At 66.4% G+C, this 13,072-nt stretch carries 10 protein-coding genes; all 10 read right to left on the reverse strand.

All coding sequences use genetic code 11. The features are described from left to right. Window positions 1–55 precede the first annotated feature (55 nt). Window positions 56–2,233 (reverse strand): methyl-accepting chemotaxis protein, encoded by a 2,178-nt coding sequence (locus tag OZ10_RS12640; RefSeq protein WP_039565212.1) that lies wholly within the window; start codon window positions 2,231–2,233, stop codon window positions 56–58. 310 nt (window positions 2,234–2,543) lie between these two features. Beyond that, window positions 2,544–3,077, reverse strand: coding sequence for a hypothetical protein (locus OZ10_RS12645; RefSeq protein ID WP_039413694.1), 534 nt, complete (start codon window positions 3,075–3,077; stop codon window positions 2,544–2,546). Between the two features lie 297 nt (window positions 3,078–3,374). Continuing rightward, complete coding sequence (locus OZ10_RS12650; protein ID WP_039565215.1) at window positions 3,375–5,651, reverse strand: methyl-accepting chemotaxis protein; 2,277 nt, start codon at window positions 5,649–5,651, stop codon at window positions 3,375–3,377. A gap of 243 nt (window positions 5,652–5,894) precedes the next feature. Continuing rightward, window positions 5,895–7,907, reverse strand: a complete 2,013-nt coding sequence (locus OZ10_RS12655; protein ID WP_039565218.1) for a chemotaxis protein CheA — start codon at window positions 7,905–7,907, stop codon at window positions 5,895–5,897. Window positions 7,908–7,940: 33 nt separating this feature from the next. Then, entirely contained in the window at window positions 7,941–8,306 is a 366-nt protein-coding gene (locus OZ10_RS12660) for a response regulator (protein ID WP_002806565.1), read from the reverse strand. Continuing rightward, on the reverse strand, window positions 8,303–8,611 hold the full coding sequence (locus tag OZ10_RS12665) for an STAS domain-containing protein (protein ID WP_039413671.1): 309 nt from the start codon (window positions 8,609–8,611) through the stop codon (window positions 8,303–8,305). Before OZ10_RS12665 ends, OZ10_RS12660 begins: the two co-directional genes overlap by 4 nt. Window positions 8,612–8,708: 97 nt before the next feature. After that, a complete protein-coding gene (locus OZ10_RS12670; RefSeq protein WP_039565220.1) occupies window positions 8,709–9,974 on the reverse strand; it encodes a chemotaxis protein CheW in 1,266 nt (421 codons plus the stop codon). Beyond that, a complete protein-coding gene (locus OZ10_RS12675; RefSeq protein WP_039413665.1) occupies window positions 9,971–10,753 on the reverse strand; it encodes a ParA family protein in 783 nt (260 codons plus the stop codon). Before OZ10_RS12675 ends, OZ10_RS12670 begins: the two co-directional genes overlap by 4 nt. A 1-nt stretch (window position 10,754) precedes the next feature. Beyond that, a complete protein-coding gene (gene motD / locus OZ10_RS12680) occupies window positions 10,755–11,729 on the reverse strand; it encodes a flagellar motor protein MotD (protein ID WP_039565222.1) in 975 nt (324 codons plus the stop codon). 6 nt (window positions 11,730–11,735) lie between these two features. Further along, a complete protein-coding gene (locus tag OZ10_RS12685; protein WP_039565224.1) occupies window positions 11,736–12,476 on the reverse strand; it encodes a flagellar motor protein in 741 nt (246 codons plus the stop codon). Window positions 12,477–13,072: the final 596 nt, after the last annotated feature.

The following is a 13,072-nucleotide window of genomic DNA, read 5'->3' on the forward strand; positions in this document are numbered from 1 at the left end:
GGGCGCGCAGTGCGCACCCACTGGAGCTCACGCGCACGACATTCGTCGGCCGCGGCTAGTAGGTGGCCAGCGCCACGCGCTTGGGTGCGCGCGCACCCACGTTGCCGTGGGAGCTGGCCGTTGTCGCCACCACCCGGAAGATCGACACCGCATCGTCCAGTTGCTGCGCCTGCTGCTGCATCGCATTGGCCGCGGCGGTGGCTTCTTCCACCAGGGCGGCGTTCTGCTGGGTGCTCTCATCCATCTGGGTGACGGTGAGATTGACCTGCTCGATGCCGGCGGACTGTTCCTGCGAAGCGGCCGAAATCTCGCTCATGATGTCGGTGACGCGTTGCACCGAGGACACGATCTCGGCCATGGTCTTGCCGGCCTGGTCCACCAGCGCCGAGCCCTGCGCGACCTTGCCGACCGAATCGTCGATCAGGTGCTTGATCTCCTTGGCCGCACCGGCAGAGCGTTGCGCCAGGGTGCGCACTTCCGAGGCCACCACCGCAAACCCACGCCCCTGTTCGCCGGCGCGTGCCGCTTCCACCGCGGCGTTGAGCGCCAGGATATTGGTCTGGAACGCAATGCCGTCGATGACGCTGATGATCTCGGCGATCTTCTTCGAAGAATGTTCGATGCCGGACATGGTCTCCACCACCTGGCTCACCACCTGGCCGCCCTGCGAGGCCACGCCGGCGGCACCGATCGCCAGCTGGTTGGCCTGGCGCGCGCTTTCGGCATTCTGCTTGACGGTGGAGGTGAGTTCTTCCATCGAGGCGGCGGTTTCTTCGAGGTTGGCGGCCTGCTGCTCGGTGCGCTGGGACAGGTCGTTGTTGCCGGCAGCGATCTCGCTGGCCGAGCCGGTGATGGAGGCGGCCGCCTGCTGGATGCGCCCGACGATGCCGGCCAGCTGGGTGGCGGTGGTGTTGGCATCGTCACGCATGCGCGCAAACACGCCGTGGAACTCGCCGTCCATGCGTGCGGTCAGGTCGCCCTCGGCCAGCGCGGTCAGCAGCTCGGACAGCTTGCCTAGATTGCGGTCGCTGACCTCCATCATGGCGTTGAGGTCGTTGATCATGCGCGCCGAATCATGCTTGAAGCGAGCGGCATCGCCACGTTGGCTGAAATCGCCGTTGGCGGCGGCCTGCGCCAGGCGCTTGATCTCGTTATTGATCGCCAGCAGGCTGGCCTTGGCCGCATCCATGGCTTCGTGCAGCACCGCACGCGTACCCGGCAGGCGCGCGGCGTCGCGCGAGAGGTCGCCCTGCGCGTATTCGTTGAGGATGCCGATGGCATCGACGATGGCATCCAGGTGCTCGAAGATCATGGTGTTGATGCCGCCCGCCAGTTCGCCGTAGACGCCCGGGAAGTCGGTCGGCATGCGGTGGGTAACGTCGTCGCCGGCGTGCATGTGCATCATCACCTTGGTCTGCGCGGAGAAGCGCTCCAGGGTGTGCACCATGTCGTCGGTGGCCTTGAGCATCTGGCCGATTTCGTCGTTGCCGTGGTCGGCTGTGCGCACGCTTAGATCACCGCGCGCCACGCCCTTGATCGCTGCCAGGGCGCGCGAGACCGGCTCCAGGATCGAGTTGCCGATCATCCAGCCCACCAGCAGGTTGAGCAGCACCAGTACGGCACCGGCCAGCGTCACGATGCCGGTGAAGGCCAGCGCCTGCGACTGGGTGTCGTCGAGGTAGACACCGGTGCCGATTACCCAGCCCCACGGCTTGTACAGCGCCGCGTAGGAGGTCTTCTGCACCGGGTCCTTCTGCCCGGGCTTGGCCCAGGTGTAATCGACATAGCCGCCGCCGGCCTGCGCGGCGGTCACGAACGCGGGAAAGATGCGCTTGCCGTCGGGGCTGAGCACGTCGTTGAGCGGCTTGCCATTAAGATCCGGCCGGGTAGGGTGCATCAGCATCACCGGCGCCTGGTCGGTGACATAGATGTAATCCACACCACCGCGTGCGCGCATGGTCGACAAGGTGTGCAACGCGGCCTTCTTGGCGGCGTCCACGTCCATCTCGCCCTTTTGCGCGCGCTCGGCGTAGCCATTGACCACCGCGATCGCCATCTCGATCTGGCTCTTGAGGCCATCGCGACGGGTGTCGGTGAGATCCACGTACTGCATGCGTGCCGCGATCACGGCCAGGATGATGATGCCCACCGCAACCAGCGCCGTCTGGGCGAGGAATTTGCGCTTGAGCGGCACGTTGGCCAACGTCTTTGCGAGCGAGCTCTTGAACGTCATGACAGGTATCCAGCGAGAGGATTGTGACCGGGATAAGTCGAATAGCGACCCATTGGGAAAAATGTTGAGCACCGCTTGACGCTGTTTGTGCTAACGAGGTGCACAGCCGATTTCAGCGCCATCCGGGCGCTTGAGCGTTCAACCGACGTGATGCCCCGCGCCGATGCACGCGCTCACGCGCGGCACACCGCACATCGCACCGCACATCGCACACGTCGCTCTGCAGGACAGAGCGCATGGCATGCGCAGCGTGGGGGCTGGCAGACAGCGGTGCAGGGTGAGCGGCCGCCTGGCCGCACACCGGGCGAGCTCAGTGCCGCGGCGACGCGCCGACGGGGCTGATCGAGGCCTGCAGGTTCTGCAGTTCGGTCCACAGCAGCTGGCGGGTGTCGCCGGCATGGCCCAGCGCCAGCGCCTGGGCGTCGTGCAGATCGCCGTCATGCAGGGCGCGATTGGCCTGGCGGTGCTGCGCCAGATACTGGCCCAGCTGCTGCTGCACCACTGCAAACTGGCGCGCCTGTTCGCCCTGCGGCGCGCTGGCCTGGAAATAGCCCGCATGACGTGCGATGCGTTGGCGCAGATTGCCCAGACGCTCGTCGTAGGCCTGCACGCGCGCCGGGTCCTGCGCTGCGGCCAGCTGGGCACGCTGATCGTTGCGCAGCTGCACCAGGTCCACGGCAAGCGACTGCAGTGCGCTGACCGGCACGTTGTCGAGCAAGACGGACACCGGGGCGGCCGGCGCGGCGAAGGAGGGTGGCAACGACACGCCCGCGGCCAGCACGGCAACGGCAAACACGGCGCCCAGCACGTTGCGGGCAGAGCGGATGGGATTGGCGGTGTGCATGCGGGACGTCCTTCAACGATGCGCGGGCGATGCGGCCCTCAGTGCCATGTGTATCGGCCGCAGACGCGTGTGCTTGATCACCTTTCGACCAACGGCACTGCAGCGTGGTGAATTGGTGCCCTGGTGAAGTGCGCGGCGATGGGGTCCTGTGTCCGGATAGCAGAACGCCCCGGGGTGGCCGGGGCGTTTCGACGGATCTTGAAGCGCCGGGTTGTGCGCTGTCTGGCGCTGTTGCGTCGGGCCGTACCCGCACCCCAACCCCTCTCTCGGGGGGAGATCGGTTCAGCAGCCCTGAACTTAAAACTCGCGCCAGCTCGCATCGTTATCGGCAGCGACTGCCAAGGCCGGCCGCTGCGCCGCGGCGGATCTGGCTGCAGGCCTGGCTGTCGCAGATCCGGGCTGCCGGGGAGCGACCGTCGAAGCGACGCCTGCCAGGTGTTGCGGGGCAGGGCGGTGCGTCGCCGCCGGCTGCGTTGCGCCGGGATGGATCTTGAAGATCGACACGGCATCGGCCAGCTGGCCGGCCTGTTCCTCCATCGCCCGCGCGGCCGCCGTGGCTTCTTCCACCAGAGCGGCATTCTGCTGGGTGGCTTCATCCATCTGGGTCACGGTGAGGTTGACCTGCTCGATCCCGGACGATTGCTCCTGCGAGGCGGCGGAGATCTCGCCCATGATGTCGGTGACGCGTTGCACGCTGGCCACGATGTCGGCCATGGTCTTGCCGGCCTGGTCCACCAGCGCCGAGCCTTCGGACACCTTGCTCACCGAGTCGTCGATCAGGTGCTTGATCTCCTTCGCGGCACCGGCGCTGCGCTGCGCCAGCGTGCGCACCTCCGAAGCCACCACCGCAAACCCACGCCCCTGTTCGCCGGCACGCGCGGCTTCCACCGCCGCGTTCAACGCCAGGATGTTGGTCTGGAACGCGATGCCGTCGATCACGCTGATGATCTCGGCGATCTTCTTCGAAGAGACTTCGATCCCGGACATGGTGGTCACCACCTGCGCCACCACGCTGCCGCCCTGCGAGGCGACCGACGCCGCGCCGATCGCCAACTGGTTCGCCTGGCGTGCATGCTCGGCATTCTGTTTGACAGTGGAGGTGAGCTCTTCCATCGAGGCGGCGGTTTCTTCCAGGCTGGCCGCCTGCTGCTCGGTGCGCTGCGACAGATCCTGGTTGCCGGCGGCGATTTCGCTGGCGGCGGTATTGATCGAGGTGGTGGCGTGCTGGATGCGCCCGACGATGCCCGACAGCTGCTCGGTGGTGGCATTGGCGTCATCGCGCATCTGCGCGAACACGCCATGGAACTGGCCGTGCATGCGTTCGCTCAGATCGCCGGCGGCAATGGCCTGCAGCACCTTGGACAGCGAGGCCAGGTTGGCGTCGGCGGTGGCCATCAGCTGGTTGAGGCTGTCCACCATGGCGTGGAAGTCGTACTGGAAGCGCTGCGCATCGCCGCGCACGCTGAAATCGCCGTTGGCGGCGGCCTGCGCCAGCGTCTTGATCTCGCGGTTCATCGCCGAAAGATTGGCCTTGACGGTATCCATGGTGTCGCTGAGCACGGCCTTTTCACCGGGCAGGCGCTGCATGTCCTGGCTCAGGTCACCGATGGCGTAGCGCGACATGATCTGCGCCAGACTGGTCTGCAGGGTCACGTGCGCGCCGACCAGGTTGTTGGTGTCGTGCACCATCGTGCCGAAATCGCCGGGAAATGCCTGCGGATCCATGCGGTAGCTGATCTGCCCGGCGTCATGGCGTTGCGCCATGTCCGACTGGGCGGCCAGCACGGCCTGCAACTGCTGCTGCATGCCCTGCATGCTGTGCAGCAATTGCCCGGCTTCGTCGCGGCTATCGACCTGGATGACGTTATCCAGCTTGCCCTGGGCGATGGCACCGGCCACGCGGGTCGCACGGCCGAGCGGGCCGGCGATGCTGCGGGCGATGAACCAGCCCGCGAACGCGGCCAGCAGCACCGCCAGGATCATCGCTGCAACCATCACCTGTACCGAGCGTCGATAGGCTGCTTCGGCCTGATCGATCTCGTTGGTCATGTGTGCGGTATTGAACTTGGTGAGCTCCACCAGCTTGGCAAACAGCTCGCGCCGCGCCGGACGCGATTGCTCGTCGGACACGGTATTGGCGGTCACCAGATCGCCGGCGCGCACTGCGGCGCTGAGCGCGGCGTTGGCCTTGTAATAGTCGGCCAGGGTCAGCTTGACCGCCTCGTACAACTCGGTCTCCTTGCCCGGCGTGGTGGTCTTGGCATAGGCGCTCTGCGCGGCGTCCACATCGGCACGCGCCTTGTCCATGCGTTCGAAATAATTCTGCACCGCCTTCGGGTCGTCGGCGTGCGCCAGCTGGGCCAGCTCGTAGGTGCGGAATTCGCCAAGCAGCGCGCGCATTTCGCTCAGCTGCTGCACTGCCGGCGCCCACACGTTGCCGATCTCGCGCAACAGGTGCGCGCTCGACTGCATGCGCGCAAGCGCAAACACGCCCAGGCTCAGGGTGATCAATGCGGTAAAGGAAAACGCCACGGCCAGCTTGCGGGCAACGGCAAGATTGCGGAACCAGTTCATAGTGGTCTTCTCGTGTTGCAGAGAACGACTGGCCTCGTGGGCGCCGTCACTAGGCGGGCCAAAGACGATGGCGGAGTCGAAAGATCCGGACAAAGGGCCAGAATCTCCGTCGGTCGTGTCGGGCCGGACGGGTGTCACTGATGCCGGCAGTCCCCATACTGCCGGCGATCGCTCCGGGTCCGGCCGCTTGGCGGTCGTCTCGTGGAGCCTTGCATTGCGGCGTCCCTGCCGCAAGGTGGTGCGTTATGCGGCCTGCGGTACCTTCAGCGAGCGCACCAGCCCACCAATGTCTACGATCAGCGAGACCCGGCCATCGCCCAGGATGGTGGCGCCGGACACGCCCGGGATGCGGCGGTAGTTGTTCTCGATGTTCTTGACCACCACCTGTTGCTGGCCGAGCAGTTCGTCCACTTCCAGCGCGATCTTCTGGCCATCGCCTTCGACCACCACCACCAGCGGTTCCTGCGAGGACTGCTGCCCGCCGAAGCCGTAGTAATCGGTGAGCGACAGGATCGGCAGGTATTCGCCGCGCACCCGCAGCACCCGGCCGTCGCCGGCCATTGAGCGGATGTCTTCGGCGGCCGGCTGCAGGGCTTCGAGCACATAGGCCAGCGGCAGGATCAGGGTTTCGCCAGCCACCGACACGGTCATGCCGTCCAGGATGGCCAGGGTCAGCGGCAGACGGATCAGCACGCGGGTGCCGCTGCCGGCATTGCTTTCCAGCTGCACTTCGCCGCCCAGGCCCTGGATGTTGCGGCGGACCACGTCCATGCCCACGCCACGCCCGGACAGGTCGGTGACCGCATCGGCGGTGGAGAAGCCGGGTGCGAAGATCAGGTCCCACACCTGCGAATCGGTCGGGTTGTCCGGCACGGCAATGCCGCGTTCGGCGGCTTTTTCCAGGATCTTGGCGCGGTTGAGGCCACGGCCGTCGTCGCTGACCTCGATCACGATGTGGCCGCCCTGATGCGAGGCCGCCAGCGTGATGGTGCCGGTCTCGTCCTTGCCGGAGGCGCGACGCGCATCGGGCATTTCCAGACCGTGGTCGATCGAGTTGCGCACCAGGTGGACGAGCGGGTCGGCGATCTTTTCGATCAGGCCCTTGTCCAGTTCCGTGCCTTCGCCGATCGTGCGCAGGCGCACCTGCTTGCCGAGACGGCTGGACAGGTCGCGCACCAGCCGCGGGAAGCGACGGAACACCGCATCGACGGGCAGCATGCGCACGCCGATGACCGCTTCCTGCAGGTCACGAGTATTGCGTTCGAGCAGGTCCAGGCCGGCAAACAGACGCTCGGCATGCGCCGGGTCCAGGCCGGTGGAGACCTGCTTGAGCATGGCCTGGGTGATGACGAGTTCGCCGACCAGGTTGATCAGCGCGTCGACCTTGTCGACGCTGACGCGGATCGAGCTTTCCGCTTCGGCAGCCGCGGCCTTGGCCGGCGTTGCGGCAGCAGCGGCCACCGGCTCGGCGGCAGCGGCCGGAGCCGCTGGAGCTGCGGCGGCCACCGGTGCGGCCGGTGCGTCCACTGCCAGGCTTGGCGGCGGGCCGGGCACCGCCATCGGGCGGATGTCCAGTTCGCAGTCGTCCACGACCCAGGCAAAGGTGTCTTCGATCTTGCTGCGCGGGATCTTGCCGATCAGGCCCAGATCCCATGCCAGATAGGCTTCCAGCGGGTCGATGTTTTCAAAGCCGGGCATGCGCTCCAGGCGTGCGGCGATCTGCAGCGGGCCCAGATGCTCCAGCTCGCGGATGATGCGCAACGGGTCGTTGCCGCTCATGAACAGCGACGGCGCCGGGGTGAAGCCGATGTGCCAGGCTTCGGGCTCTTCTTCCTTCGGCTTGGCAACCGCGGCGGCTGCCGGGGCTTCGCCGGCCAGCACCGCGTTCAGGCGCGTGTGCACGGCCTTGACCGCGGCCGGGTCGGCCGGCGTGCCGTGTTCGGCTTCGCGCAGCAGGGCGCGCAGCACGTCGACCGAGCCGAGCATGGCATCGACCGCATTGGGTTCGAGCTGGCGCTTGTTGGAGCGCAACTCGTCCAGCAGCGTCTCCAGCACGTGGGTCAGGCCGGCCACGGCCTCGAACCCGAACGTGGCAGCGCCGCCCTTGATGGAGTGCGCGGCACGGAACACCGAGTTGATGATTTCCGGGTCGCGGTTGCCCTCTTCAAGGGACAGCAGCCCGGCCTCCATCGCATCGAGCCCTTCGCGGCTTTCCTCGAAAAAGGTGGCGTGGAAACGTTGCAGGTCCATGCTCATGGGCGTGAAATCCGAAAGTGAAGCGAAAAGGAATTAACCCAGAACCTTCTGGACGGTGGCGATCAGCTGTTCCGGATTGAACGGCTTGACCAGCCAGCCGGTGGCCCCGGCCGCCTTGCCTTCGGACTTCTTGTCGGCCGCCGACTCGGTGGTGAGCATCAGCATCGGGGTGAACTTGTAGTCCGGCAGCTGGCGCAGCTCGCGAATCAGCGAGATGCCGTCCATGTTGGGCATGTTGACGTCGGTGACCACCGCATTGAAGCGCTGGCCTTTCGCGCGGCCCAGCGCAACGGCGCCGTCTTCGGCTTCTTCGACGGCAAAGCCGGCAGAGGTGAGGGCGAAAGAGACCATCTGGCGCATCGACGCCGAATCGTCCACCACCAAGATACGTGCGCTCATGCGGCGTTCTCCACAGATTTCAGGTTGTCATTGGATGCGGAAAGCCCCAGTGCGTCGGTGACGCCGAGCAGACGTGCCGCATCTCTAAAAGTGTCGTTGCAGCCATCGAACTCGGTGTGCAGACCGGCCTGGCGGCGGCTCTGCACAAAGGCGCAGAGCAACTGCACGCTGGCGGTGTGGATACGCCGGACTTCACCGGCATCAAGCACCAGGTCGCCGTCCTGGGTAAGGAATCCGGCAAGCTTCTGCTTGAGGTCGGCGCTGGTCTCGATGCCGAGATCCTCACCCAATGTCACTGTGCTCATTGTTGCTCCGAACGGATGGTTCTATGCGTACTAACGGCGGAAGGCGGAAAAGCTTTAACGGTGAATCGGCAACACGCCAGATTGTGCAAGCTGCGTATCAATGCAGCAGGTGCGTGGCATCGAGCAGGATCATCGGCTGATGACCCAGGCGCGCGACACCGCGGAACAGGTTGTTGGAAATGCGGCACAGGCGGGCGTTGTCCGGCGGCTCGATCTGCTGATCGGTCAGGCTGGTGACATCTTCCACGGCCGACACACGCAGGCCCATGGTTTCGCCGTTTTCTTCCAGCACCACCACACGCGTTTGCAGGTCCATGTCGATCGGCGTCGAGCCCAAATGGATGCCCAGGTCGATCACCGGCACCACCTGGCCACGCAGGTTCATGATGCCGAGCATTGCGCTGGCGGTGCCGCGCAACGGCAGCAGCGGCACCGGCAGCACCACTTCCTGCACCTTGAGCAATTCCAGCGCGTAGGTCTGCTCGCCGCAGCGCAGGCGCAGCCAGCGCGTACTGCGTTCGCTGGCGCGCCGCTCGGCCTGGATGTGCTCGGCCTGGCCGGGCGCCAGCAGCGCCTGCAGGCCTTGCGGGTAGATCGGCGGCGGCGGTGCGCGGTGCGGTGCCTGCATCGGTGCCGGTGCAGGCCGCGCCGGTGCCGGCGGGGTAGGTGCGGCATCGGCAAAGGCCGGGTCGGCATCCATCTCCGACAGCAGATCGGCCGCCAGCAGGTCGGCGCCGGAGGCCGCCGTGGCGAAGGCCGGGTCGGCATCCATTTCGGCCATCAGGTCGGCCGTGCTCATGAACGGGCTGGGTGCAGCGGTGGCAAAGGCCGGATCAGCATCCATTTCGGCGAGGAAGTCGGCAGCAATGTCCGCGGCGCTGGGCGCGGCGACCACCGGCGGCCCGAAGGCCGGGTCGGCATCCATTTCGGCGAGGAAATCGGCAGCGATGTCCGCGGCGCTGGGTGCGGCGACCACCGGCGGCCCGAAGGCCGGGTCGGCATCCATTTCGGCCAGGAAATCGGCAGCGATGTCTGCGGCGCTGGGCGCGGCGACCACCGGCGGCCCGAAGGCCGGGTCGGCATCCATTTCGGCGAGGAAATCGGCCGCGATCGCGTCGGCGCTCAGTACCGCGGCAATCGCGTTGGATGTCGCCGCTTCCGACACAGCGGCGGCTTCGGGAGCCGCGGCAGCCTTCACCGGCGGCTCGGCCAGCGCGAGGTCTGCGTCCGCAGGCGCCGGAGTTTCGCTGGCAGCAGGGGCGGCAGTGGCCGCAGCAACCGGGGCGGGGATCTCGACGCCGGCGTCGTGCAACAGGCCTTCCAGATAATCGTCCAGCTCACCGTTGGCGGTGTGGTTGCTCATGCGGCTTGCTCCATACGCATCGCGTCATCGGCCAGCACCCATTCCAGCGCGCGGCGATAGGCGGACAGGCCGCGGCCCTGGTAGTCGCCGCCGGTGGCGGGGACAGTCAGTGCGGCGGCATTGCAGATTCGGGTATCCACCGGCACCGCGTCTTCCCAGACGACGGCGCCGTAGGTGTCCTGCATCTCCTTGAGTGTCTCGGTGCCGGCGCGGGTGCGACGGTCGAACAGGGTCGGCAGGATCGACACCGGCAACTCGCGGCGGCGCGAACGCTGCACCATGTCGGCAGTCCGCACCATGCTGGCCAGGCCATGCAGCGCGAGCGGCTCGGCCTGGGTCGGCACCACCACGCGGTCGCAGGCGGCCAATGCGTTGATCATCAGCAGCCCGAGCGTGGGCGGGCAGTCGAGCAGGATGTAATCGTGCTGGCCGGCATGGCGGGTCATGGCGTTCTGCAATGCCAGGCCCAGGCCGGGCTGGTTGGCGCTGCGGCGTTCCAGGGTGGCCAGTGCGGCCTGGGCACAGACATACGACAGACCGGGGATGCTGCTTTCGTGCGCCAGGCTGGCCAGATCGCTGGGCGGGGTGCCGAACAGGTCCAGCACTCCGCGCGGCGGCGGGTCGATCGCCACGCCGAACGCGCGGGTGAGCGAGGAGTGCGGATCGAGGTCGATCAACAATACCCGGTGGCCGAGCGCGGCCAGGCCGCGACCCAATGCCAGCGTCGTGGTGGTCTTGCCGACGCCGCCCTTTTGGTTGGCGATTGCCCAGATACGCATCTCACTGCACTCCTTGAATTACGGCGGGGACGGAACTTGTGCCGCTTTCGGTGGTGACGGCCGTTTGGCCGCCGTCAGACTTGGGTAGCTTTGGCGCCCCGGCGGCGGTCGCATTTAATTGCGATGGCGGATCGGGTGCGAGTGAGCCAGCTGAGTCAGCGAGGATGATCAACACCACACGCCGGTTCGCATTCCGTCCCGCCTCAGTGCTGTTATCGGCACGTGCGCGGAATTCTCCATAGCCCACCATCGCCAATCGTTGCGGGGCGACGCCGTCGTCGGCAAACAGGTGCACCACGCTGGCGGCGCGCGCGGCCGACAGCTCCCAGTTGGAGGGGAACTGTGCGGTGGCGATCGGCTGGTTGTCGGTATACCCCTCCACGCGCACGCCATTGGGCGCATCGCGCAGCACCGCGGCCAGCGCCGACAGGGTGCCGCGGGCGCTGCCGGCCAGCGAGGCCGAGCCGGTGCCGAACAGGATGTCGCTGTTGATCTCCACCTCGATCCACAGGTCGTTGCGGCGGATGGTGATGAGTTGCTTGTCGATCAGCGGCGCCAGCGTCTTGCCCAGTTGCTGGGCCACCGCATCCATCTGGCGTTGCGCACGCGCCAGCTGCGCCTGGTTGCGCAACGACACTGGCATGCGCATCTGCGCGGCCATGGACGGCAGCAGGGTGGGGTCGGTGGGACCGTTGGAGGCGGCCATCGGCGCGCCGGCCTTGATCACCGACGGCCGGTCGTAATCGGCGCCCAGGCTCTGGGTCTTGCCCAGCTGGACCGGGCTGGCATTCTTGGACGAGCCACCGAAGGCGCTGGTCAGTGCCTGCGCCATGACCTTGTATTTGCCTTCGTTGAGCGAGGAGATGGCGTACATCACCACGAAAAACGCCAGCAACAGCGTCATCAGATCGGCATACGGAATCGCCCACGCTTCGTGGTTGCCATGTTCTTCGTGGTGTTTGCGACGACGGGCCATAATGCGCTAATGCAAGTAGCCTGCCAATTTCGACTCGATGTTGCGCGGGTTCTCGCCCTGGGCGATCGCAATCAGCCCTTCGATCGCCATTTCGCGTTCGTTGGTGCTGCAATGGATCACGCTCTTGAGCTTGGCCGCCACCGGCAGGAACAGCAGGTTGGCCGAGGCGATGCCGTAGATGGTGGCAGTGAAGGCCGCGGCGATGCCGTGGCCGAGCATGGCCGGGTCGGCCAGGTTCTTCATCACCGCCATCAGCCCGAGCACCGCGCCGATGATGCCCAGGGTGGGGGCGTAGATGCCCATGCCCTCGAACACCTTGGCCGCGGCAAGATCCTGACGCTCCTGATTGTCCACTTCGATCTCGAGCATGTGCCGCATGGCTTCGGGCTCCACGCCATCGACCAGCATCTGCAGCCCCTTGCGCAGGAAGGCGTCGCTCTGGCGCGGCAGCTGGTCTTCCAGGCCCAGCAGGCCCTGGCGACGCGCGATGTTGCTCCATTCCACGATCCGCGCGACAAGCTGCGGCCGGTCGCTGGCCGGCGGCTGCACCACCCAGCGCAGAATCTTGAACGCGCGCCGGAAAACTGCCGGCGAGGTGTGCAGCAGGATTGCCGCCACGGTGCCAACGATCACGATCACGAAGGCAGCAGGCGACCACAGCGACGAAATGCCGGCGCCCTTCAATACGCTGCCACCGACGATCGCCACGATCGCCAGCACCAGTCCGATGATGCTCAATCTGTCCATGCATGGGGTATCGGCCCAAGCGCGGCGGACTTGATAGATGCGCCGGGTTGGGGCGCCAGAAAGTTGTCGTTCCGGGGTATGGGTCTGCAATTGCCGGCTTCGCGGGCGGTGTGCACGGCCGGGGATCGGTTCCCGGTCGGGAAAGGTCTCAACGAACTCAGTGATACCCAGCGTTAGCCCTGCTTTAGGAGAGCAGAGCAAACGCACCGCCTGCGCGGGGTTGAGCCCCTCTCCTGCGGGAGAGGGGTTGGGATGAGGGTACGTCCAGGCGCAGCTTTCGGTCGCCGGCTTCGATGAGAAGTGCGAGCGCTGCCGACAGACGTCTCTTCGGCTGCCCAAACATGCTTTATGACTCGCCATCACGGCACATCCCTGGGAGCCGAGCGGCGTGTGGTGGGCCGTGTTCTGGCGTGCGCCAACACGCATGTCGGCCGTGTCTCGCGTTGAGCTCGGTTGCGAATGAAGGGAAGAGTACAGTCGCTTCGATAAACCGCTTGCGTCTGGTTGCGGGCGAGGCGTTTTGCTGTCCGTGAGCGCGTTGCTGCAGGCAGGCTGTACCGTGCACCGCTCAGGCGTGGCAAGCCTTTCGCACATCG

The organism is Xanthomonas cannabis pv. cannabis (assembly GCF_000802365.1).
GTDB lineage: Bacteria > Pseudomonadota > Gammaproteobacteria > Xanthomonadales > Xanthomonadaceae > Xanthomonas > Xanthomonas cannabis.

Bases quoted from the DNA above. Each gene is read 5' to 3' on its own strand.
- OZ10_RS12645 (WP_039413694.1), bottom strand. From the start codon at position 3,077: ATGCACACCGCCAATCCCATCCGCTCTGCCCGCAACGTGCTGGGCGCC.
- OZ10_RS12675 (WP_039413665.1), bottom strand. From the start codon at position 10,753: ATGCGTATCTGGGCAATCGCCAACCAAAAGGGCGGCGTCGGCAAGACC.
- OZ10_RS12650 (WP_039565215.1), bottom strand. From the start codon at position 5,651: ATGAACTGGTTCCGCAATCTTGCCGTTGCCCGCAAGCTGGCCGTGGCG.
- OZ10_RS12685 (WP_039565224.1), bottom strand. From the start codon at position 12,476: ATGGACAGATTGAGCATCATCGGACTGGTGCTGGCGATCGTGGCGATC.
- OZ10_RS12670 (WP_039565220.1), bottom strand. From the start codon at position 9,974: ATGAGCAACCACACCGCCAACGGTGAGCTGGACGATTATCTGGAAGGC.
- OZ10_RS12640 (WP_039565212.1), bottom strand. From the start codon at position 2,233: ATGACGTTCAAGAGCTCGCTCGCAAAGACGTTGGCCAACGTGCCGCTC.
- OZ10_RS12655 (WP_039565218.1), bottom strand. From the start codon at position 7,907: ATGAGCATGGACCTGCAACGTTTCCACGCCACCTTTTTCGAGGAAAGC.
- OZ10_RS12665 (WP_039413671.1), bottom strand. From the start codon at position 8,611: ATGAGCACAGTGACATTGGGTGAGGATCTCGGCATCGAGACCAGCGCC.
- motD (WP_039565222.1), bottom strand. From the start codon at position 11,729: ATGGCCCGTCGTCGCAAACACCACGAAGAACATGGCAACCACGAAGCG.
- OZ10_RS12660 (WP_002806565.1), bottom strand. From the start codon at position 8,306: ATGAGCGCACGTATCTTGGTGGTGGACGATTCGGCGTCGATGCGCCAG.